This is a genomic window from Hydrogenophaga sp. UC242_50 (assembly GCF_042697355.1).
In the GTDB taxonomy this organism is placed as follows: domain Bacteria; phylum Pseudomonadota; class Gammaproteobacteria; order Burkholderiales; family Burkholderiaceae_C; genus Hydrogenophaga.
The window spans coordinates 2995727-3016854 of record NZ_CP170553.1; the positions used below are offsets into that span (position 1 = coordinate 2995727).

Genomic DNA, 21128 nt, shown 5'->3' on the forward strand with positions numbered 1-21128 from the left:
ATGGAAGCCATCACCGATCTGACCCAGAAGTCGGCGCAGACCGCCGCCGAAGCGCCGGTGGCCGCGAACGCGGACGCCGGCACCAAGGACATGTTCCTCAAGCTGCTGGTGGCGCAGGTGCGCAACCAGAACCCGCTGGAGCCCAGCGACCCGGCCGAGTTCGTCAACCAGCTCACGCAGCTCAGCCAGACCGAAGCCATGCAGAACGTGGTGGCGCAGACGCGCAACAGCGCCTCCATGCTGGAGAGCCTGCAGGTGCTCTCGCTCGGCGCCCAGGTGGGCAGCCAGGTGTCCGTGGTCACCGAGTCGGTGATCCTCGGCACCGAGAAGGTCTCGGGCAGTTTCGAGCTCGACGCCGCGAATTCCAACCTGGCGGTGGTGCTCACGGCGCCAGATGGTCAGAAACACCGCGTAGAGCTGGGTGCCCAGAGCGCCGGCACCGTGTATTTTTCAGTGGACCCCCAGGCGCTGGGCCTGCCGGGTGGCAGCTACGACATCGCCATCGATGGCGGCGAAGGCGTGTCCCCCGATGTGGAGATCCAGAGCGAACTCACCAGCGTGAAGCTCTCGCCCACCGGCGGTGTGCTGCTTCAGGTGGCGCACCTGGGGGACGTGCCTTCCCATGCCATCACCGGCTTTTTCGGCCGCCCGAAGACCTCCAACAGTTGATTTAAGGACCTCCTTCCATGAGCTTCAACATTGCCCTCGGCGGCGTCAACGCCATCAACACCCAGCTGGAAGCGATCAGCAACAACATCGCCAACGCCGGCACCTACGGCTTCAAGTCCAGCCGCGCCAACTTCGCCTCGATGTACGCCGATGGCCAGGCCATCGGTGTGGAGGTCGGCTCCATGTCGCAGACCATAGGCACCAGCGGCGGCGCGCTCAACACCGGCCGCAGCATGGACGCCGCGATCCAGGGCAAGGGCTTCTTCGTCACCAAGGACACCAACGGCGAGACCCTGTTCACCCGCGTGGGCATCTTCGGCGCCGACAAGGACGGCTACGTCACCGACAGCTTCGGCCGCCGCGTGCAGGGCTATGCCGCCGTGCCCGGCAGCACCGCGCTCGGCGCCCTGGGCGACATGCAGATCGAAAAGGGGCAGCTGCCGGCGCAGGCCAGCAGCACGCTCGACTACGTGGGCAACCTCTCGGCCGACTGGCCCAACCCGGCCGTGGCGCCGTTCTCGCCGACCGACCCGCAGTCGTACAACGGTTCCATGGTCTCGGTGGTCTACGACTCGCAAGGCACCAAGCACACGGTGACGCAGTACTTCGTGAAGACCAACCCGAACGAAGTCACGGTGCACTACACCTTCAACGGCGCGGCCTTGCCCGCGGGCTCGCAGACCGTGCTGCAGTTCAGCACCGCCGGCCAGCTGCTGACCCCGGCCACGCCGGTGACCAAGAACCTGCCGGTGCCGGCCACGGTGGCGCCGATCGCGCTGGCCGTGAACTACAACGGCACGACGCAGTTCGCGGGCCAGGCCACCACCACCGTCAACGCCAGCAACGGCTACGCCTCGGGCTCCTTCGTGGGCGTGGCGCTGGACAAGGACGGCTCGGTGCTGGCCCAGTACAGCAACGGCCTGAAGCAGCGCGTGGGCACCATCGCCCTGGCCAACTTCCCCAACGAAGACGGCCTGGTGCCGGTGAGCGACACCAGCTGGGCCGTCTCCAACGCCAGCGGCGAGCCGCTGTACGACGTGCCCGGCGCGGGCCAGGCCGGCACCATCAGCCCCGGCTCGCTGGAGCAGTCCAACGTCGACATGACCGGTGAGCTGGTGGGCCTGATGACCGCGCAGCGCAACTACCAGGCCAACACCAAGGTGTTCTCCACCCAGCAGGCCATGACCCAGGCCCTGATGCAGGCCGTCTGAGCCCCTTGCCATGGATGCCCTGATCTACACGGCCATGAGCGGCGCGGAGCGCACGCTGCGCGAGCAGCAGGTGCGCGCCAACAACCTGGCCAACGCGGACACGCCCGGCTTCCGGGCCGACGTGGCCTTCAGCACCGCGCTCGCGACCCCCGGCTACGGCTACGACGACCGCCACATGAGCCAGCTCAACGCCGACGGCGTGAGCGCGCGCCACGGTGTGCTCAAGTCCACCGGCCGCGAGCTGGACGTGGCCGTCACGGGCGAGGGCTACTTCGCGGTGCAGCACCGTGGCGCGCAGGAGGCCTACACCCGTTCGGGCCAGTTCACCGTGGATGCCGACGGCACGCTGACGGTGAACGGGCGCCCCGTCGTCGGCGATGGCGGCCCTATCGTGTTGCCGGCCTTCACGCGCGTGGACATCGCGGGCGACGGCACGGTCTCGATCCAGCCGCCGGGCCAGGAGGACTTGCAGCCGGTGGACCGCATCAAGACCGTGCGGCCGCTGGGCGGCGAGGTCACGAAGAACGAAGCCGGCCTGATCGTGGCGCGCGACGGCCAGCCATTGCCGGCCGATGACACCGTGACCATGCGCTCGGGCCACCTGGAGGGCAGCAACGTGTCCGCCGTCGAGGAGATGGTGGCGCACCATGACGCTGAGCCGCGATTTCGAGGTGCAGATGAAGCTGTTCGGCTCGGCCGAACGCCTGTCCGAGGCGGGCAACCGCCTGCTGCGCGGCTGAGCCTGCCGCGCCCCCCCGTTCAACCAACCAGGAAACACACCATGAATCCCGCCATGTGGGTCAGCAAGACCGGCGTGCAGGCGCAGGACGCCAAGCTGCAGGCCATCGCCAACAACCTCGCCAACGTCAACACCGTGGGCTTCAAGCGCGACCGCGTGATGTTCGAAGACCTGTTCTACCAGGTGGAGCGCCAGCCCGGCGCCGCGCGCGACGAGAACACCAACGCGCCCACCGGCGTGCAGCTGGGCAATGGCACGCGCGTGGTCGGCACGCAGAAGGTCTTCACCACCGGCAGCCTGCAGACCACCGGCCAGCAGCTGGACGTCGCCATCGTCGGCCAGGGTTTCCTGCAGGTGGAGCTGGCGAACGGCGACACCGCCTACACGCGCGCCGGCCAATTGCAGCCCAGCCCCGAAGGCCGGCTCGTGACCGCGCAGGGCTACCCCATCGTGCCGGACATCACCATCCCGGCCAACGCGCAGTCCATCGTCATCGGCGAAAACGGCGTGGTCAGCGCCAAGATCGCGGGCGAGACCGAACTCACCGAACTGGGCCAGATCACGCTCGCGGGCTTCGTGAACCCGGCCGGCCTGGTGGCGCTGGGCGACAACCTGTTCCAGGAAACCACCGCCAGCGGCGTGCCCACCGAAGGCGTGCCCGGCGAAGAGGCCTTCGGCAAGCTCAAGCAGGGCGCGCTGGAAGGCTCCAACGTGCAGGTGGTCGAGGAAATGGTGGAAATGATCTCGGCCCAGCGCACCTACGAGATGAACACCAAGGTGCTGTCCGCCGCCGACGGCATGCTGCAGAACCTGGCCCAGGCGGTGCGCTGATGCGCGCGCTGGCCGTCCTCACCCTGGCGGCGGCCACCGGGCTCGGTGGCTGCGCGGCCATCGTGCCGCCGGTGGCGCCGCCGCTGGCCGACGCGCCCATGCCCCCGGTGCAGCCCATGGCGCGCAAGGGCCAGTCGGGTGGCTTGTTCAACCCCCAGTCCGCCTGGGTGCTGACCAACGACAGCCGCGCCTTCCGCTCCGGCGACGTGCTCACGGTGATCCTGGCCGAGACCACGCAGGCCAGCAAGCGCTCGGGCACCAGTCTGGACAAGCGCAGCAGCGCGAGCGTGCAGCCCCTGACCATCGCCGGCAAGGTGCTCGACACCAGCGTGGGCCTCTCGGCCGACCGCGAGTTCTCCGGCGGCTCCAGCAGCACGCAGCAGAACGCGCTGGAAGGCGCGATCACCGTGGTGGTGCACGAGGTGATGGCCAACGGCCTGCTGCGCGTCTCGGGCGAGAAGAGCCTGTGGCTCAACCAGGGCGAGGAGTTCATCCGTCTCAGCGGCTTCGTGCGCGCCGAGGACATCGACGCTACCAACCGCGTGTCGTCCCAGCGCATCGCGAACGCGCGCATCGCCTATTCCGGCACCGGCACGCTGGCCGATGCCAACAGCCCGGGCTGGCTCACCCGCTTCTTCACCAGCCCCTGGATGCCTTTCTGAGATGCCTGCCATGAACCTTGCCCCGATCCGCGCGCGCTGCTGCGCCGCCCTGGCCCTGGGCGCCGCCCTGCTGGCCCTCGCGCTGCCGGCGCAGGCGCAGGCGCCGGGCGCGCCGGCCCGGCCGCTGCACAGCCTGGTCGACGTCGAAGGCATGCGCGAGAACCAGCTGATCGGCTACGGCCTGGTGGTAGGCCTGCAGGGGTCGGGCGACAGCAGCCAGATCCGCTTCTCGGGCCAGACGGTGGAGAACATGCTCAAGCAGTTCGGCGTCAAGCTGCCCGAACGCAGCAACACCAAGGCGCGCAACGTGGCGACCGTGATGGTCAGCGCGGTGTTCCCGCCGGGTTACCGCAAGGGCCAGAGCATCGACGTGACCGTGTCCTCGATGGGCGATGCCAAGAGCCTGCGCGGCGGCGTGCTGCTGTTCTCGCCCCTGCGCGGTGCGGATGGCGAGGTCTACGCGCTGGCCCAGGGCAATGTGGTGGTGGGCGGCCTCTCGGCGCAGGGCGCCAGCGGGTCCAGCGTCACCGTGAACACGCCCACCGCCGGCCGCGTGCCCAACGGCGCCACGGTGGAGCGCGAGATCGAAAGCGACTTCGACACCCGAGAGACCGTCACGCTGAGCCTCAAGCGCCCGCACTTCCAGACCGCCACCAACATCGTCGAGGCCATCAACCGCAAGTTCGGCACGCTCGCCACCACGCGCAACGCCACCAGCGTGGACGTGGTCGCCCCCGCGAACCCGACCCAGCGCGTGGCCTTCGTGGCGATGCTGCAGGCGCTGCCGGTGGCCGTGGGCACGGAAACGCCCAAGGTGGTCTTCAACTCGCGCACCGGCACCGTGGTGATCGCCGACGGCGTGCGCGTGCGGCCGGCGGCGGTGTCGCACGGCTCGCTCAAGGTGGTGATCGGCGAACAACCCCTGGTGAGCCAGCCCGCGCCTTTCGGCCGTGGCGAGACCAAGGTGGTGCCGCAATCGAGCGTGGCGGTGGAGCAGGGCAGCGGCCGCATGTTCAGCTGGCCGCCGGGCACCAGCCTCAAAGGCATCATCGACACCATCAACAGCACCGGCGCTTCGCCCGACGACATCATGGCCATCCTGCAGGCGCTGGACCAGGCCGGTGCCATCGACGGCGAACTCGTCGTCATCTGAGGCGAGCCCACCATGCAAGCCATTGGACCTTCGGCCCCCGGCGCCGGGCAGCCGGCCGACATCGACCCGGTGCTGCGCGCCAAGGCGGTCGATGCCGCGGAAAAATTCGAGGCCTTCTTCATCGCGCAGAACCTCAAGGCCATGCGCCGCTCCACGCAGGCCCTGGCGAGCGAAGACAGCCCGTTCAACAACAAGATCAACCAGGACATGCTGGACCTGGCCGACAACGTGGTGGCCGACACCATGGCCCGCCAGCGCGCCTTCGGCATCGCCGACGTGATCCTGCGCCAGCTGCTGCCCGCGCCCGCCGTGGCGCCGATGCAGGCCGCGCTTAAGGCGCCGCCCGCTTCGGTCGCTATCCACGAGAAGGCCCCGACCGTGCGCGGGGCCGCCACACCGCCGGAGCCCTGACCCATGACCATCCACTACACCGCGCTGACCGGCGCACTGGCCGCCCAGACCGCGCTGGCCGCGGCCAGCCACAACATCGCCAACGTGATGACGCCGGGCTTCACCCGGCAGGGCGCGCTGTTCGCGGCGGTCGGCCCGTTCAAGGGCGGCGTGGCCGCCACCGGTGGCGGCGTCTCGGTGCCCGCGCTGCTGCGCTTCAGCGACGGCTACAAAAGCATGCAGATGTGGCAGGCCAATTCCGAACTGGGCCGCTACAACACCTCGCAGCCCTACATGCGCCAGCTCGAGCAGGTGATGGGCGACGACGGCTCCAGCCTCAACAGCGGGCTGGACCTGTTCTTCAACGCCCTCAACGCCGCCAGCGTCGACCCCACCTCCGCGCCCCTGCGCCAGCAGGTGATCACCTCGGCCGAGGCGCTGGCCCAGCGCTTCAACAACCTCAACCAGGTGCTCAACAACCAGCGCGCCTCGGTCGCGCAGCAGCGCACCGCCTCGGTGGCGCAGGTGAATTCGCTGAGCGCGGAGATCGCCGACCTCAACGAGAAGATCGCGGCCACGCGCGCCACCGGCATCAACCCCTCCAGCCTGATGGACGCGCGCGACCTCAAGATCGACGCGCTGTCCAACCTGGTGGGCCTGCAGGTGGTCGAGCAGGCCGACGGCAGCGCCAGCGTGTCCCTGCGCAGCGGCGTGCCGCTGGTGGCCGGCTCCCTGGCCGCCACGCTCTCCACCGTCAACAACCCCGACGGCTCGCAGACCCTGAAACTGGCCTTCGCCAGCGAGTCCTTCACCGTCACCAGCGGCAACCTCGGCGGCCAGCTCGGTGGGCTGGACGAATTCGAGCGCACGGTGCTCAAGCCGGTGATCGATGACGTGGCCGCGCTGGCCGAAGCCATTGCCACGCGGGTGAACACCCAGATGGCCGCCGGCTTCGCCATGGACGGCACGCCGGGCACCGACCTGTTCCAGTTCGACGCCGCCTCCACCGGCCTGCTCAAGGTGGTCGACGGCCTGCTGGGCGAAGACCTGGCGTTCTCCTCGGACCCGACCAAACCCGGCAACAGCGACAACCTGCAGGCCCTCATCGGCCTGCGCGACCAGCCGCTGACGGTGCCTTCGCTGGGCACGGTGCGCCTGGGCGACATCTACACCCAGATCGTCGGGCGCCTGGGCACGCAGAACCAGCAGGCGCGCGCGGCCCACGACACCGCCAAGACGGTGCGCAACCAGGCCGAGGAAAGCTGGAAGTCCACCAGCGGTGTGAACACCGACGAGGAGGCGATCAACATCGTGCAGTACCAGCAGATGTACCAGGCCAACATGAAGGTGCTGGCCGTCTCCAACGAGCTGTTCGACACCACGCTGGCCATGTTCGGCTGAAGGAGAAGAGACCATGCGCATCGCCAGCACCCAGTACCACACCACCATGAACACCTCGCTGCAGATGGCGTCGTTCAAGGTCGAGCAACTCATGCAGCAGATTGCCACGGGCGAGCGCCTGCTGGTGCCCTCGGACGACCCCATCGCCAGCGTGCGGCTGGGCCGGCTGGCGCGCGAGCAGGCCGCGCTGGACCAGTACCGCGACAACATCGGCGCCCTGGGCGGGCGCCTGAGGCACAGCGAGGTGCTGCTCGACAGCATGAGCCGCGACATGCTGCAGATGCGCGACCTGCAGATCTGGGCCGCCGACGGCACCAACACCTCCGAAGACGTGCGCGCCATCGCCACGCAGCTCATCTCGCTGCGCGACAGCATCTTCGCCACCGCCAACACCCGCGACCAGGAAGGCCGCTACCTGTTTTCGGGCACCGCCTCGAACACCGCCTCCATCACGCACGACCCGGCCGCCGCGCCCGGCGCGCGCTACAGCTTCACCGGCAACACCGACCTGCAACAGGTGGTGGTGGGCAACGGCATCACGCAGGCGGCCAATGTGCCGCTGGACGAGATGGCCGCCTTCCTGAACCAGCTCGACCTCACCATCCAGGACTTCCAGACGCCAGGCGTCACCGTCAACGACCCGGCCGTGCGGGCCCGCCTCAAGGCCACCACGGACCTGCTCGACACCACCTTCAACAGCGTGAGCTCGCGCATCGCGCGCATCGGCGGCGCGCTCACCACGCTGGACTCGCAGGACACCTCGCTGGCCGAACGTGAGCCTGTCCAACGACCACGCCGTGCTCGCGCTGGGCAAGCTCGACTACGCCGAGGCCGCCGTGCACCTTGCCGGCTACACCACCGCGCTGCAGGCCACGCAGAAGGCCTACGCCAAGGTGTCGGCGCTTTCGCTGTTCAACGTGCTCTGATCGACCGCTCACCCATGCAGGTCAACACGCTCCCGGCCCTTCGATCCACGGGTGGCAACGAACGCGCCTCCGGCACCGCGCTCGCCATCGGCCGGCCGGCGGCGGGTGCCACGGCCCCGGCCGCAGCGGTGCCCGGAGCGGCCAGCGCCCGTCCCCTGCGCGCCACGACCGGCGAGGCGGCGAAATCAGCGTCCGCCTTCAGCCCCTGGGACGGCGAACGGCATGGGCAGGTGGCCGCGGCCCAGATGGCCAAGGCCTACCTCGGCCAGTTGTCGGCCGGCCTGCACACCCTCAAGTCCGGCTACAGCGAGAACCTGGCCGACCCGGCCACGGCCCACCAGCGCGAGGGCGAACTCGCCTCGGCGCGACAAGGCCTGCAGACACTCTGGCGCCAGCGCGCCGCGGCCACCAGCGCCGCCATCGACCCGCAACTGCAGTACCAGGGCCATGGCGCGGCGCGCCAGGCGTTTCGCATCCGGGGCATCGACGCGGCCGCGCTGTCGCAAGGCGCGCGCGAGGTGCTCAGCATCGGCCTGCCGTCCAACCTGGCCGGCCCGCTGACCGTGACCATCGACCCCGAACAAGGGGTGAACAGCAACCTGCGCCGGCTCGACCACGCCCTGCGCACGGCCGATGTGCGCGTGCACATCGACGACCGGGGCGAACCCGTGTTCAGCGCGCCGGAAGCCACCTGGGACAAGGTGCAGGACCGCATCACCATCAAGGGCGAGGGACACCGCTTCGCCGACGGCGTCCCCCAGCGCGTGCGCACCCACACCGAAGCACCGGCCCTGCCGGCGGCGCTGTACGAACAGGCACCGGTGGAGCCGCACGAAATTCGCGGTGCGCTGCAGCGCGTGATCCACGCGCTGGACCGCGTGGGCTTCACGCAAGCCCAGGTGGCTGGCGCGCTGGCGCTGGCCTCGGCCGAGGCCAGCGCCGCCTCGGCGGAGATCCCGGCCGAGTCGGTGGAGCGCGCGGCCCAGGCCTTCCTGGCGCGCACGCAATCGATGCGCTTCGAGACCTATGCCGATGTGGCGCCGGCTTTGGCGGGCGTGAACCGCGCGCGGGTCATGGCGTTGCTGGGGTGAAGCGGGCGCAGGCGCTAGGCGTTGGCATAGATTTTCAGCAGCTTGGTTTCCTGCGACTCAACGGCAATGTGCAGAAGCAGCGTGTTCTTCAGGTCCACGGTGGGGTGAATGGCGCAGCGCTTGCTGAACCAGAACGTTTCCTTCAGAGACTCTTTCTCATGCCAAGTGGTGACGACCAATCGGTGATCCGGTGTCGCTTCACCGGGGCAGTCGTCGATATACGCCCAGTCGACCGAATCGTCCCAACTGCTGCATTCACGACCCCACGCCATCATGTAGAGGCAGCCTGATCGGACGAGCCATGCGCTCGTGGCGTTCTGCCAATGGCTGTCCACCTCCGCATCCACGATCACAACGGCTTGAAACGGCGCGAGATGCGCGATCTCAGGATGCCTCTCCCCAGGAGGGAGCAGCAGGTAGGTCACTGGGCGTTGTGGAGGGTGGATGTCTGGAGAGGTCATCTCGATGCGTGCTTTGGGCCGATGGGCGACATGCTAGCCGGGCACCTCGCTGTCCTGATTCAGAAAAAAATCAGCCTCCGCATTTAAGGACCCGCTCGAGCAGGTCGCTCTGTGAAGGTGAGGTCGTCGATACCCGGCGCCCCAACCGATCAAGGAGTACCCACCATGTTGAGCCTGCACACCAACTACGCTTCGCTGAGCACCCAGAACGCCCTCGGCGCCACGCAGAAGACCCTGACGACCTCCATGTCCCGCCTGGGCACGGGTTTCCGCATCAACTCCGCCATGGACGATGCCGCCGGCTTGCAGATCGCCACCCGCATGAACGCCCAGTCGCGCGGCATGGCCGTGGCGATGCGCAACACGCAGAACGGCATCTCGATGATGCAGACGGCCGAAGGCGCGTTCAAGGAAATGACGAACATCGTCACCCGCATGAAGGACCTGCGCGACCGAAGCCGCCAACGGTTCGGCCACCCAGGAAGACCGCGACGCCCTGCAGTCCGAATTCGACCAGCTCGGCGAAGAGCTCGGCAACATCATGACGAACAGCTCGTTCGCCGGTGAAGCCCTGTTCAACAAGGCCGGCGACGGTGGCAAGCTCGGCGCCGCCGCCGTGACCTTCCAGATCGGCGCGACGACCGCCGAAACCATGGAAGTGGACGTGACCGATGCCCTGGGCGACCTGGGCACCGACCTCGACGCCGTGGTGGCTTCCTACACCGCGGGCGTGACCGCCGGCACCCCTGGCACCGAAATCGCCACCGCCGCCGCCGCCAACACCGCGATCGACGACCTGGCCGACGTGCTGGACTCCATCGGTGCCGTGCGCGCCCAGCTGGGTGCTTCGTCCAACCGCCTGGAAAGCGTCTACAACAACCTGGGCAACCAGCGCACCCAGACCGACGCCTCCAAGGGCCGCATCATGGACGTGGACTACGCCGCTGAAACGGCCAACATGACCAAGAACCAGATGCTGATGCAAGCCAGCACCTCGATGCTCAAGCAGTCGTCGAGCATGTCCCAGCTGGTCATGTCGCTGATGCAGTAAACCGGCGACTTCGGCCGCCCTCCACGGCGGCTCGAGACGACAAAGCCAGCCGGTGACTCGGCTGGCTTTTTTTCATTTCACGCGCAAGGCGCCTGAACCTGGGTGGGTGGACGGAGGCCTCCATGAACATCGATCGTGTCACCGCCGCGAGCCTCGCGCCGCAGCGCCAGCCCGCCCGGGATGGTGCGCCGCGGCCGGCCGTGGGCGAGCACATCGCCCTGCGCTACGAGGGGCGGGACGAGCATGGCGTGACGCTGCGGCGCGATCGCGGCGCCACGCTGCGCCTGCCTCCGCAAGGCGCCTGGGCCCAGGGTCTTTCGGTGGGCGACATGGTGTGGATGCGGGTTCTGGCGACCGAGCCTTCGCTCGAACTCGAGTTCGTCGCGCCCCGGCCCGGCGTGCCGGGCGCCCCCGCATCACCCGACGAACTGCCCGCGATGCGCCTGGACCAGGCGGCCCTGCGGGCCTACCAGTGGAAGCTGCCGTCGCCCACCGAACTGGCCGCCGCATGGCGCGTCATCCTCACCTCGCGCCACATGGACCTGGGCCTGCAAGGGCTGGCGCTGCTGGAGCGGCCGCCGCTGGCGCTGCCCGGCCCGCACACGGCGCCCGGTGCGCCGCCGTCGGAGCGCGGCGAACCCGGCCACTGGAGTTTTCACCTGTACGCCTGGGGCGGCCTGAGCGTGGCGCTGCGCGTGGCCGCCGCGCCGCTGTGGGAGCGCCGCAAGCCCCGGCCGCGCGAGGAGGGGCCCGCCGGCCTGGAGGTGGCCCTGACCCTGCCGCAGGCTGGCCCGATCACGGTTCAGCTGTTGTGGCTGGGCGGTGGCCTGGCCATGGCCCTGATTCCGCGACAAGCGCAGGTGCTGCCCTTGCTGCGCGAGCTGATGCCGGAGCTGGCCGCGGCCCTGGGCCGCCTGGGCGCGCCGCTGGTCAAGGTGCAACTGGGCACGCCGCTCGCGCCCTTGCCACCGGGTGGCTTGAGTTACCGGCCCGACCCCGCATCGTCGCTGTTGCTGCACGCACTGGCCGAGGTGGTGAGTGGTGTGGCGCGGCACTGGCCGGTGCCGCCGGACGCGCAGGCCTGAGGGCCGCTCAGCCGAGCGAGCCGACGATGCCACTTCCCGCTGCTCGGGCACCTCGTTGTAGGACAGCACGTGCAGGCCCGGTGCGAACAGCCGCGCGTAGCGCGCCAGCAGGGGGCGCACCTGGGGCATCACCAGCAGCAGCGGCGTGGCCGCCATCTGCTTCATCTGCTCGCGCGCGATGGGCATGTGGGACTGCAGCTGGTTAAGCAGGTTGGGGTCGATCGGGAAGTTGTCCAGCGCGACCTTGCCGGCGCTGCGCGCCTGGTTGAGCGCCCCCAGCAGCAGGTTCTCCAGCTCGCCGCCCATGTTGAAGGCCTTGATCTCGCCGGTCTGGCCGCACAGCGCGCCGACGATCTGGCGGCGCAGCGTGCAGCGCACCTCGGCGGCCAGCAGCAGCGGGTCCTTGGTCTGCTCCGCGTTCTCCAGCAGGGTGGTGGCGCACGGGCACGATGTCCTTGAGCGAGACGTTCTCGGCCAGCAGCGTGCGGAACACCTTGAGCAGCATGCTGTGGGTGAAGGCCTTGTCCAGCGCGGCCGACAGCTTGGGCGCGAGCGAGGCCAGGCGCTCCATCAGCGCGTTGACGTCGTCGTGCTGGAACAGCTCGCCGAGGTTCTCGCGCATCAGCTTGGTCACGTGCGTGGCGATCACCGTGGGCACGTCCACCACCTGGTAGCCCATGCCCAGGGCGTGCGCCTTCTGCGCCGGCTCGATCCAGATCACCGGCATGCGAAAGGAGGGATCGGCGCCGGGGATGCCGTCGATGTCGCCGTACACCTGGGGCCCCGGGACGCGCATGAGCCGGTCGGCGAACACCTCGGCCTGCGCCAGCACCGTGCCGTGCATGAGCACCGAGTAGAAGTTGGGCTTGAGGCCGAGGTCGTCGCGCGCGCCGATGGGCGGCAGCACCACGCCCATGCCTTCGCTCAGGGTCTGTCGCACGCCCTTGAGGCGCTTGGCGAGCACGGCGCCTTGCCCGGGGTCGATCAGGCCCACCAGCTTGTAGCCCACCGACACGGCCACCGGCTCCACCACCGGCAGGCTCTTCCAGTCGATCTCGGGCTGGCTCTCGGTCAGCAGGGCCACCTGCACCTGGGCGGTGGGGTCCGGCGGGGCCACCACCACGCGCGACCCCATGCGCCACGCCACGTAGCCGAGCACGCCGGCGAAGGCGAAGAAGATGAAGGTGGGCATGCCCGGGATGGCGCCCAGCAGGGCCATCAGACCGGCCGCGCCGTACAGCACGCCGGGCGAGGCCAGCAGCTGGCCGGTGATCTGCTTTTCGATGTCGCCCGACTCGCTGGCGCGGGTGACGATGATGGCGGCCGCGGCGGAGAGCAGCAGCGCCGGGATCTGCGCGACCAGGCCGTCGCCGATGGTCAGCAGCGCGAACAGCTTGAACGACTCGCCCAGCGAGAGGCCGTGCATGAAGCTGCCGATGAGCACGCCGCCGATGAGGTTGATCAGCAGGATCAGGATGCCGGCGATGGCGTCGCCCTTGACGAACTTGGAGGCGCCGTCCATGGCGCCGTAGAAGTCGGCCTCGCCGGCCACTTCCTTGCGGCGCGCCTGCGCGCCTTCCTGGTTGATGAGGCCGGCGTTGAGGTCGGCGTCGATCGCCATCTGCTTGCCGGGCAGGGCGTCCAGCGTGAAGCGCGCCGACACCTCCGAGATGCGCTCGGCGCCCTTGGTGACCACCAGGAAGTTGATGATCATCAGGATCACGAACACCACCAGGCCGACCACGAAGTTGCCGCCGATCACCACGTGGCCGAAGGCCTCGACCACCTTGCCGGCCGCGTCCGTGCCCTGGTGGCCGTTGAGCAGCACCACCCGCGTCGAGGCCACGTTGAGCATCAGGCGCAACAGCGTGGCGCCCAGGATGACGGTGGGGAAGATGGAGAAGTCCAGCGGCCGGCGGCTGTTGACCGCGACCAGGATCACGATCAGCGAGAGCACGATGTTGAACGTGAACAGCACGTCCAGCAGCAGCGGTGGCAACGGCAGGATCACCATCGTCAGCATCGCCAGCAGGAAGAGCGGCGCGGCGTAGCGCATGCGCTGCAGATCGGACCAGAGTGACTTGAGGACGTTCATGGCGGGCTTGGTGTCAGGTCAGGTGGGCGGGGACGTGGAGGTCGGCGGGCAGCGCGGGCTGCGCCTTGCGGCCGCCTTCGCGGTAGGCGCGCAGCTGGAGCACATAGCGCAGCACGAGCGCCACGGCCTGGTACAGCGCGGCCGGGATCTGCTGCTTGACCTGGCTGGTGTTGTAGATGGCGCGCGCCAGCGGCGGCAGTTCCAGCACCTCCACCTTGTGCTCGGTGGCCAGGGCGCGGATGTAGAGCGCGAGCTCGTCCACGCCCTTGGCGATCACATAGGGCGCTTCGGCCTTCTGCGTGTCGTACTTCAGGGCCACCGCGTAGTGCGTGGGGTTGACGATCACCACGTCGGCGGTGGGCACGATCTTGCGCACGCTGCGCTTGGCGATCTGCTGCTGCAGCTGGCGGATGCGCTGGCGCACCTCGGGCCGGCCTTCGCTGGTCTTGTGCTCTTCCTTCAGGTCGCGCTTGCTCATGCGCTGTTCGCGCAGGAAGACGAAGCGCTGCAGCGGCAGGTCGATCAGTGCGAACACCACGAACACGCTGCACAGGGTGAAGATGCCGGTGATCGCCAGGCCCATGGCCTGCGCCAGCGCCTCGTGCAGCGGCAGGCCCTGCAGCCGCAGGAAGGCCGGGCGCGTGGAACTCGCGGTGTGCCAGAGCACGCCACCCAGGCAGGCCGCCTTGGCGGCGGTGGTGGCCCAGTCGATCAGGTGCTTGGGCTTGGTGATGCGGCTGAAGTAGCTCAGCGGGTTCAGCCGTTCCAGCTTGGGCATGAACTGGTCGGTGCTGAGCACCCAGCCGCTGGGGAACAGCGTGAACGCGGCCACGATGATGGGGATGAGCGCCAGGGGCAGCACCATCTTGCCCACCAGCAGGATCGCCGGCTTGAAGGCGTTGGACCACATGTTGTCCAGCGCGGCCTCGCCGTCGAGCATCACGAAGCCCAGGCCGAACAGGTGCTTGAAATCCGCCAGGTACGAGGGCGCCATGATGACGATGAGCTGCAGGCTGCAGACCAGGCCCACGGCGGTGCGCAACGTCCTTGGAGCGGGCGACCTGGCCCTTCTCGCGCGCCTTGCGCAGCTTCTGCGCGCTGGCGTCTTCGGTCTTTTCCCCGGTGTCCTGCTCGGCCATGGCTTACCTCGCCACCATCATCTGTTCGAGCATGCCCAGCACGCGCGAGGTCAGGCGAACGTACTGCTCGGGGATGTAGCGCACCAGGCCGGAGAGCATGAACAGGCCGAACACGATGATCAGCGAGAAACCGAGCGAGAACAGGTTGAAGGCTGGCGCGATGCGGTTGAGCAGGCCGAAGCCGATCTGCACCACCAGCGCCGAGAAGATCACCGGCAGGGCCAGCAGCAGGGCGGCCGAGAAGACCCAGGCCACCTGCAGCGGCAGCATCTCCAGCGCCACCTGCGGGATGCCGCCGCCCACCGGCCAGGACTTGAAGCTCGACCCCATCACGCCATTGAAGACCAGGTGGCCTTCGACGGCGAAGAACACCAGGATGCTCATGACGTAGAGCAGGGTGGACACCACATCGGAGGACACGCCGCTCATGGGGTCGTTCATGACCGCCATGGACAGGCCCATCTGCGACGAGGCCATGAAGCCCAGCAGGGTGAAGACCGCCATGATGAGCTGGAAACACAGGCCGATGATCAGACCGATCACCACCTGCTCGATGGTGGTGACGATGCCGAGCAGGGAGAAGGGGGTGATCGGCGCCGGGGGCTGCGCCACCGGCAGCAGCACCACGGCCAGCGCCAGCGCCAGCAGCACGCGCACGGTGATCGGCACCATGTTCTCGCCCACCACCGGCATGAAGGACAGCATGGCCAGCAGCCGCACGAAAGGCCACCACATCGCCAGCAGCGTGGCCAGCAGTTGACCGAAGACCGGCTCCATGGGGCTCACGTCAGATCGCCAGCTGCGCGGCGCGTTCGAAGATGGCGATGCAGTAGTCCATGAGCTTGCCCGCCAGCCACTGCCCCATGAAGATGATGGCCAGCAGCGTCACGATGAGGCGGGGCAGGAAGCTCAGCGTCTGCTCGTTGATCTGCGTGGCGGCCTGGAACAGGCTCACCACCACGCCCACGACCAGGCTGGGGCCGATGAGCAGCGTGACCAGCACCACCACCAGCTTGAGGCACTCGGCGACCAGTTCGACGGCGATTTCGGGGGTCACGACGAAGTCCCTTCAGATGGCGCGCACGCTGGTCACCAGCGTGTTGACCGTCAGCGTCCAGCCGTCCACCAGCACGAACAGCAGCAGCTTGAGCGGCAGGGAGATCACCAGCGGGGACAGCATCATCATGCCCATGGCCATCAGCACGGACGAGACCACCAGGTCGATGACCAGGAAGGGGATGAACAGCATGCAGCCGATCATGAAAGCCGTCTTGAGCTCGCTGAGCACGAAGGCGGCGAGCTTGACGGTGAAGGGGTGCAGCGCGGGGTCGGTGACGGCCGGCGCACCGGCCAGGGTGGCGATCTGTTCGAGCGCGGGCTTGCTGGTCTGCGCGAGCATGAAGCGCGAGAGCGGCGCCTCGGCGTTCTTCAGCGCCTGGGCCAGGGTGATCCTGCCCTCGTCGTAGGGCTGCAGGGCATCGGTCCAGATGCGCTCGCCCACCGGTCGCATCACCAGCAGGGTGAGGATGAGCGCGATGCCGGTGATGATGCGGTTGGGCAGGCCCTGCTGCAGGCCCAGCGCCTGGCGCAGCAGCGAGAGCACGATGACGAAGCGGGTGAAGCTGGTCATCATGAGCATCATGGCCGGGAGCAGACCCAGCAGCGTCATGATGATCAGGATCTGCGTGCGAACCGTGTAGTCGGTGGTGCCGCCGCTGGTGTTGCTGCTGAAGATCTGCAGCCCTTGACTCCCCGCCTGCGCCAGCGCATCGGTGGGCGCCAGCCCCGTGAGCGCGGCCAGCGTGACGGCGCCCAGGAGCAGGGCGCCGGGTCGAAGGGCGCGTGGCGTCATGCGGCCAGGCTGTCCAGGTTCAGGTCGGAGATCTCGACCACTTTCAGGCCGTAGTTTTCGCCGGAGATCACCACCACGGCCTTGCCGATGGACACGCCATTGACCTTGATGGTCAGCGGCTCGCCGGCCAGCGCATCGAGTTCGACCACGCTGTCGGTGCTCAGGTGCGCCAGGTCTTCCAGCGACACCCGGGTCGAGCCCAGCTCCAGCGTGAGCGTGACCGGGATCTTGCGCATGAGGCTGCCCATGCCCAGCCGGGGCGCCGGGGCCTCGAAAGCCACCGGTTCCGCCGCGGGTTTCTCGGCCGGGCCGTCCATGTAGGACAGCAGTTCGTCGATGCCGCCGGCGGCGTCGGCTGGGAGGGGCGCGGTGAGGTTTTCCATGGCGGTTCAGACTTCTTGGAGGGAGGTGAGACAGAGCTTGCCGCCGTGCTCGACCACGCTGGCCTTGAGCACCGGGCTGTCCTGGATGCGCACGGTGCCAGGCCGAGGTCGACCGGCAGCACGCTGCCAGGCCGCAGCGCCATCACGTCGCCCAGCGACAGCGGCTTCTCCAGCAGCCGCACGTCGAGCAGCATGGGTAGCTGCCGGCGCAGGGTGGTCGGGTCGATGGGTTTTTTCACGGGCTTGCGCCGGGGTGGCGCCAGGGCGCGCAGCAGGGCGTCCAGGGCGCTGTCTTCCAGCACCCAGTTCAGCCGGCCCATGGGGCGGCCCTGCGCGTCGAGCAGGTCGCAGCCCAGGAACAGGGCCTGGGCATCGGTGGGGCCGCCGAAGCCATGGCGCTCGGTGTCGAGCACGGCCGGTGCGGTGTCCGTGGCGGCGCGCTCCTGCAAGCCGCTGAGCAGGCGCGCCGAGAGGCACTGCACGAGGCGCTTGCCCACCTGCGCGGCGAGCCGCTGTTCGGTGGCGGTCTCCGAGCGCTGCAGCGTTTCCTGATCCAGCTGGCTCCAGTTGCTCATGCCCAGGCGGCGGGCCAGCAGCGCGAGCGCGGCCTGGCGATCGATGGAGAAACCCAGGCGGCCGGCGGCCGTGTCGAACAGGAACCAGCGCAGGGGCCTGTGCGGATGGACCCGGCGCGAATGCTCGATGCGCCCCAGCTGGAAGCCCGGTGCGGTGCGGGTGGCGAAGAGGCTTTCCACGGCGGCCGCCATGTCGGCGTGGAGGACCTGGCAAAAACGGTCCAGCACGTGAACGGGGCGGCCCAGCTCGCAGGTGTCGATCACCGTCATGAGCGCCCCGCGGGCGGGCCCGATGATCTTCGTGGTCGCGGGCATGCGGCTCAGATCGGCAGCTTGATGAGGTCGTCCAGGCCCGAAACGACCTTGTTGCGCACCTGCATCATCATTTGAAAGTTGAGCGAGGCTTCCTGGCTCTTGAGCATGGCGCCCACCAGGTTGTCGCTCTGGCCCGTCTCGACCGCGCTCACCATGGCCTGGGCCTCGTGGCCCTTGTCGTCCACCGAGCGGATCAGGCCGCCGATGTGGTCGGTGAACGAGCGGGCGCCCTGGCCCCCGCCGAGCGGCAACGCCTCGGCGATGTGCGACTCGCTGGCCTTGATCTGCGCAAGGCTGCTCTGGATGTTCAAAAGCATGGAGCTGTTCATGGGCGCGGTGGCATAAGGGCTTGGGGTGAAGAAAGTATCGAGGGGCGAGGGCGCGGCCGACCCAGGTCAACAGGCTGAAAACCCGGCGTTGAAGCCTCCTGCGGCGCCAGCGACGGCGCGTTTTCCGCGGGGAATGAGGCGAAAGGTATGCACCGCGACCGCACGGCGGATGAAGGCGCTTTCTTTCCTCAAGACGCCCGAAGCGGCGCCGATAGTTGGCGGATCAACTTCTGAATATCGGCGCTGACGGCGCTGCATCCACCGGCCGACTCTGGCCATCAACCCCGAGAAAAACGTGAATTTCATCCAGTCTTTGAAGGTCGGCCCTCGCCTGATCGCCGCCTTTCTCGTCATCTGCACCATCTGCGCCCTGGTGGGCGGCATCGGCATCCTCAACATGTCGAAGATCAACGACGAGGCCACCAAGATGTACACCCTTGAGCTGATGGGCCTCTCCCACATCAAGGAAGCCAACATCAACCTGATCTATGCCGGGCGCGCCCGCTCCAACTTCATGCTGCGCCACCACCGAGGAAGAGCGCGCGGCCCACAAGGCGACCCTGGAAAAGAGCCTGACCGCCGCCGACGAGTTGCTGGACAAGGCCGCGCCCCTGTTCTATTCGCCCAAGGCCAAGGACATGTTTGCCGAGGCCGAAGCCTCGCTGGCCGCCTACCGCCAGCACCTGAACACCGCGCTCAGCCTGGCCGCGCAGGACGCCCTGCTGTCCACCCGCAGCGAGGCGTTGACCAAGGCGCTGGACGACGCCCGCATCGAGTCCACCAAGGTGGACAACCTGTTCACCGAACTCTCCCGCATGAAGGAAGGCGCGGCCAGCAAGGCCAACGACCTGACGGACCAGCTTTACGCAACGAGCCTGACGATGATGCTGGCCCTTATCGCCGCCGCCGTGGGCATCGGCATGGTGCTGGGCCTGGTGATCAGCCGCTCCATCACGCGGCCGCTGAACGAGGCCGTCCGCGTGGCCGAGACCGTGGCCGCCGGCGACCTGACCTCGCGCATCGAAGTCACCAGCACCGACGAAACCGGGCAACTGCTGAACGCGCTCAAGGCCATGAACACCAGCCTGCTCAACATCGTGAGCAACGTGCGCTCCAGCTCCGAGTCGATCGCCACCGGCAGCTCGCAGATCGCGATCGGCAACAACGACCTGAGCCAGCGCACCGAAGAACAGGCGAGCAACCTCGAACAGACCGCAGCCTCGATGGAAGAACTCACCTCCACGGTGCGCCAGAACTCGGAGACCGCGCGCCAGGCCAACCAGCTGGCCACGACCGCCAGCGAGGCGGCCGTGCAGGGCGGCGACGTGGTGGGGCAGGTGGTGGGCACCATGCAGGACATCACCGAGAGTTCCAGGAAGATCGCCGACATCATCGGCGTGATCGACGGCATCGCGTTCCAGACCAACATCCTGGCGCTGAACGCCGCGGTGGAAGCGGCGCGCGCCGGTGAGCAGGGCCGGGGTTTCGCGGTGGTGGCTGGCGAGGTGCGCAACCTGGCGCAGCGCAGCGCGGGCGCGGCCAAGGAAATCAAGCTCCTGATCAACGAGAGCGTGGAGAAGGTGGAAGCCGGCTCGCGGCTGGCCGACGACGCGGGCCGCAACATGGAGAACATCGTCTCGCAGGTCAAGCGCGTGACGGACATGATCACCGAGATCAGCGCGGCCGGCGTGGAGCAGTCGCAGGGCATCAGCCAGGTCAGCGACGCGGTGAACCAGCTCGATCAGGTCACGCAGCAGAACGCCGCCCTGGTGGAAGAAAGCGCCGCCGCGGCCGACAGCCTCAAGAGCCAGGCCAGCCGGCTGGCGGAGATCGTCGCGGTGTTCAAGGTCTGAGACCCGCTAAGTGGTTGATGGATAACGACTTTTAAGAAATCCTCGCGGGAGCGCCGGCCCCGCCAACCCCGCGTTGGCGGGGCCGGCGTTTTTCAACCTGCCACAATTCGCGATTGGGCCTCGATGGTGAAATTGGTAAACACAGGGGACTTAAAATCCCCCGTCGCGAGACTTAGCGGTTCGAGTCCGCTTCGAGGCACCACCTCTAGGTTTTTTGCGGTTTCGCCGCTACAGTGAGTTTTCCATGACCCGATACAACGCGCCCTTCGAGATCCACGTGCACGGCGACGTGCCGTTGCGCGAGGATGTGGCCTACGGCCAGATCCAGGATGCGCTCAAACCCTTGTGGCAGTACGCGGGCGCCCGCTCGCTGGCGGCGGCGGCCGAGAGCAGCTACGAAGACGAGCCGGGCATCCGTTTCGACGCCGAGGCCCACGTGCTGCAGATCTGCTGGACGGTGCCGGGCGACGAGGATTTCCGCCAGGTGATCGAGGAGGCCTGCATGGGCCTGAACGACATCGCGTCGGCCGGGGCACCGCTGGAAGTGTCGTTCTACGACGCCGAGTACGACGAAGAAGAGGGTGCGCCCGACGAGGAAGCGCGCGACGACTTCCTGATGTGCTTCGTGGGCCCCACGCCGGCCGCCATCATGCAGGTGCAACGCGACCTGCTGGTGCAGGACGTGCTGCACGTCATGGAGCGCCACTTCGACCAGGCCGAACTGGGCGACGTCGTGGGCGCGATCGACAAGCTCTTCAACCAGCGCTTCGAGTCGCTGGTGAATTCGATGCAGCTGGGCAAGCCGCCGCGCGGCCATGGCGGCCCCTCGCACGGTGGCCCGCGCAAGCCGCGCCACCTGCACTGACGGACCGGTCACGGCCGCGTAATAGACTTCAGAGCGCGAGCACCTGGCCTCG

Annotated in this window: 17 protein-coding genes, 1 tRNA gene and 5 pseudogenes; 15 read left to right on the forward strand and 8 right to left on the reverse strand. The window is 68.3% G+C overall.

Annotated features, from left to right (window positions below; all coding sequences use genetic code 11):
• The 9 genes and pseudogenes from ACFJGX_RS15415 (at window position 1) to flgL (ending at window position 9073) form a co-directional block, all read left to right on the forward strand.
• Entirely contained in the window at window positions 1-669 is a 669-nt protein-coding gene (locus tag ACFJGX_RS15415) for a flagellar hook capping FlgD N-terminal domain-containing protein (RefSeq protein WP_382325340.1), read from the forward strand.
• Window positions 670-686: 17 nt separating this feature from the next.
• On the forward strand, window positions 687-1880 hold the full coding sequence (locus ACFJGX_RS15420; RefSeq protein ID WP_382157194.1) for a flagellar hook protein FlgE: 1194 nt from the start codon (window positions 687-689) through the stop codon (window positions 1878-1880).
• Window positions 1881-1890: 10 nt separating this feature from the next.
• Window positions 1891-2620 (forward strand): annotated as a pseudogene (locus ACFJGX_RS15425) (flagellar basal body rod protein FlgF).
• Between the two features lie 41 nt (window positions 2621-2661).
• Complete coding sequence (gene flgG, locus ACFJGX_RS15430) at window positions 2662-3450, forward strand: flagellar basal-body rod protein FlgG (protein ID WP_382325336.1); 789 nt, start codon at window positions 2662-2664, stop codon at window positions 3448-3450.
• Entirely contained in the window at window positions 3450-4112 is a 663-nt protein-coding gene (gene flgH / locus ACFJGX_RS15435; RefSeq protein ID WP_382325334.1) for a flagellar basal body L-ring protein FlgH, read from the forward strand. Before flgG ends, flgH begins: the two co-directional genes overlap by 1 nt.
• A 10-nt stretch (window positions 4113-4122) precedes the next feature.
• Window positions 4123-5265: a flagellar basal body P-ring protein FlgI gene (locus ACFJGX_RS15440; protein WP_382326504.1), complete on the forward strand. Its 1143-nt coding sequence runs from the start codon at window positions 4123-4125 to the stop codon at window positions 5263-5265.
• A gap of 12 nt (window positions 5266-5277) precedes the next feature.
• Window positions 5278-5676 (forward strand): rod-binding protein, encoded by a 399-nt coding sequence (locus ACFJGX_RS15445; protein ID WP_382325332.1) that lies wholly within the window; start codon window positions 5278-5280, stop codon window positions 5674-5676.
• 3 nt (window positions 5677-5679) lie between these two features.
• Window positions 5680-7056, forward strand: coding sequence for a flagellar hook-associated protein FlgK (gene flgK / locus ACFJGX_RS15450; protein WP_382325330.1), 1377 nt, complete (start codon window positions 5680-5682; stop codon window positions 7054-7056).
• Between the two features lie 13 nt (window positions 7057-7069).
• Window positions 7070-9073 carry a flagellar hook-associated protein FlgL gene (gene flgL, locus ACFJGX_RS15455; protein WP_382326506.1) on the forward strand — a complete coding sequence of 668 codons (2004 nt, stop codon included), beginning with the start codon at window positions 7070-7072 and terminating at the stop codon, window positions 9071-9073.
• 14 nt (window positions 9074-9087) lie between these two features.
• On the opposite strand, the gene ACFJGX_RS15460 is transcribed toward flgL, so the two are convergent.
• Window positions 9088-9498 carry a hypothetical protein gene (locus ACFJGX_RS15460; RefSeq protein WP_382325326.1) on the reverse strand — a complete coding sequence of 137 codons (411 nt, stop codon included), beginning with the start codon at window positions 9496-9498 and terminating at the stop codon, window positions 9088-9090.
• A 201-nt stretch (window positions 9499-9699) separates the two neighbouring features.
• Between ACFJGX_RS15460 and ACFJGX_RS15465 the strand changes: the two are divergent.
• Window positions 9700-10585 (forward strand): annotated as a pseudogene (locus tag ACFJGX_RS15465) (flagellin).
• A gap of 122 nt (window positions 10586-10707) precedes the next feature.
• Window positions 10708-11670: a hypothetical protein gene (locus ACFJGX_RS15470; protein ID WP_382325322.1), complete on the forward strand. Its 963-nt coding sequence runs from the start codon at window positions 10708-10710 to the stop codon at window positions 11668-11670.
• Between the two features lie 7 nt (window positions 11671-11677).
• Here ACFJGX_RS15470 and ACFJGX_RS15475 read toward each other — a convergent pair.
• From ACFJGX_RS15475 to ACFJGX_RS15505, 7 genes and pseudogenes are all read right to left on the reverse strand, one after another.
• Window positions 11678-13765 (reverse strand): annotated as a pseudogene (locus ACFJGX_RS15475) (flagellar biosynthesis protein FlhA).
• 13 nt (window positions 13766-13778) lie between these two features.
• Window positions 13779-14904 (reverse strand): annotated as a pseudogene (locus ACFJGX_RS15480) (flagellar biosynthesis protein FlhB).
• 3 nt (window positions 14905-14907) lie between these two features.
• Window positions 14908-15681 (reverse strand): flagellar biosynthetic protein FliR, encoded by a 774-nt coding sequence (gene fliR / locus ACFJGX_RS15485; protein WP_382163950.1) that lies wholly within the window; start codon window positions 15679-15681, stop codon window positions 14908-14910.
• Between the two features lie 10 nt (window positions 15682-15691).
• On the reverse strand, window positions 15692-15961 hold the full coding sequence (gene fliQ / locus ACFJGX_RS15490; protein ID WP_382325318.1) for a flagellar biosynthesis protein FliQ: 270 nt from the start codon (window positions 15959-15961) through the stop codon (window positions 15692-15694).
• Window positions 15962-15973: 12 nt separating this feature from the next.
• Entirely contained in the window at window positions 15974-16756 is a 783-nt protein-coding gene (gene fliP, locus ACFJGX_RS15495; protein ID WP_382325316.1) for a flagellar type III secretion system pore protein FliP, read from the reverse strand.
• A complete protein-coding gene (locus tag ACFJGX_RS15500) occupies window positions 16753-17073 on the reverse strand; it encodes a FliM/FliN family flagellar motor switch protein (protein ID WP_382326508.1) in 321 nt (106 codons plus the stop codon). The genes fliP and ACFJGX_RS15500 overlap by 4 nt, the downstream gene beginning before the upstream one ends.
• Before the next feature lie 961 nt (window positions 17074-18034).
• Window positions 18035-18358 carry a flagellar hook-basal body complex protein FliE gene (locus ACFJGX_RS15505; RefSeq protein WP_291112553.1) on the reverse strand — a complete coding sequence of 108 codons (324 nt, stop codon included), beginning with the start codon at window positions 18356-18358 and terminating at the stop codon, window positions 18035-18037.
• 373 nt (window positions 18359-18731) lie between these two features.
• Between ACFJGX_RS15505 and ACFJGX_RS15510 the strand changes: the two are divergent.
• The 4 genes and pseudogenes from ACFJGX_RS15510 to ACFJGX_RS15525 all read left to right on the forward strand — a co-directional run.
• Window positions 18732-18785, forward strand: a pseudogene (locus ACFJGX_RS15510) (hypothetical protein); the annotation flags it as partial.
• A 61-nt stretch (window positions 18786-18846) separates the two neighbouring features.
• Complete coding sequence (locus ACFJGX_RS15515) at window positions 18847-20211, forward strand: methyl-accepting chemotaxis protein (RefSeq protein ID WP_382326510.1); 1365 nt, start codon at window positions 18847-18849, stop codon at window positions 20209-20211.
• Window positions 20212-20328: 117 nt separating this feature from the next.
• Window positions 20329-20413: transfer RNA gene (locus tag ACFJGX_RS15520), tRNA-Leu, on the forward strand.
• A 42-nt stretch (window positions 20414-20455) separates the two neighbouring features.
• A complete protein-coding gene (locus ACFJGX_RS15525; protein ID WP_382157245.1) occupies window positions 20456-21076 on the forward strand; it encodes a DUF6806 family protein in 621 nt (206 codons plus the stop codon).
• The last annotated feature ends 52 nt before the right edge of the window (window positions 21077-21128 follow it).

Bases quoted from the DNA above. Each gene is read 5' to 3' on its own strand.
- ACFJGX_RS15470 (WP_382325322.1), top strand. From the start codon at position 10,708: ATGAACATCGATCGTGTCACCGCCGCGAGCCTCGCGCCGCAGCGCCAG.
- flgK (WP_382325330.1), top strand. From the start codon at position 5,680: ATGACCATCCACTACACCGCGCTGACCGGCGCACTGGCCGCCCAGACC.
- fliR (WP_382163950.1), bottom strand. From the start codon at position 15,681: ATGGAGCCGGTCTTCGGTCAACTGCTGGCCACGCTGCTGGCGATGTGG.
- ACFJGX_RS15445 (WP_382325332.1), top strand. From the start codon at position 5,278: ATGCAAGCCATTGGACCTTCGGCCCCCGGCGCCGGGCAGCCGGCCGAC.
- flgG (WP_382325336.1), top strand. From the start codon at position 2,662: ATGAATCCCGCCATGTGGGTCAGCAAGACCGGCGTGCAGGCGCAGGAC.
- flgL (WP_382326506.1), top strand. From the start codon at position 7,070: ATGCGCATCGCCAGCACCCAGTACCACACCACCATGAACACCTCGCTG.
- ACFJGX_RS15505 (WP_291112553.1), bottom strand. From the start codon at position 18,358: ATGAACAGCTCCATGCTTTTGAACATCCAGAGCAGCCTTGCGCAGATC.
- fliP (WP_382325316.1), bottom strand. From the start codon at position 16,756: ATGACGCCACGCGCCCTTCGACCCGGCGCCCTGCTCCTGGGCGCCGTC.
- ACFJGX_RS15515 (WP_382326510.1), top strand. From the start codon at position 18,847: ATGCCGGGCGCGCCCGCTCCAACTTCATGCTGCGCCACCACCGAGGAA.
- flgH (WP_382325334.1), top strand. From the start codon at position 3,450: ATGCGCGCGCTGGCCGTCCTCACCCTGGCGGCGGCCACCGGGCTCGGT.
- ACFJGX_RS15415 (WP_382325340.1), top strand. From the start codon at position 1: ATGGAAGCCATCACCGATCTGACCCAGAAGTCGGCGCAGACCGCCGCC.
- ACFJGX_RS15420 (WP_382157194.1), top strand. From the start codon at position 687: ATGAGCTTCAACATTGCCCTCGGCGGCGTCAACGCCATCAACACCCAG.
- ACFJGX_RS15525 (WP_382157245.1), top strand. From the start codon at position 20,456: ATGACCCGATACAACGCGCCCTTCGAGATCCACGTGCACGGCGACGTG.
- ACFJGX_RS15500 (WP_382326508.1), bottom strand. From the start codon at position 17,073: ATGGACGGCCCGGCCGAGAAACCCGCGGCGGAACCGGTGGCTTTCGAG.
- ACFJGX_RS15440 (WP_382326504.1), top strand. From the start codon at position 4,123: ATGAACCTTGCCCCGATCCGCGCGCGCTGCTGCGCCGCCCTGGCCCTG.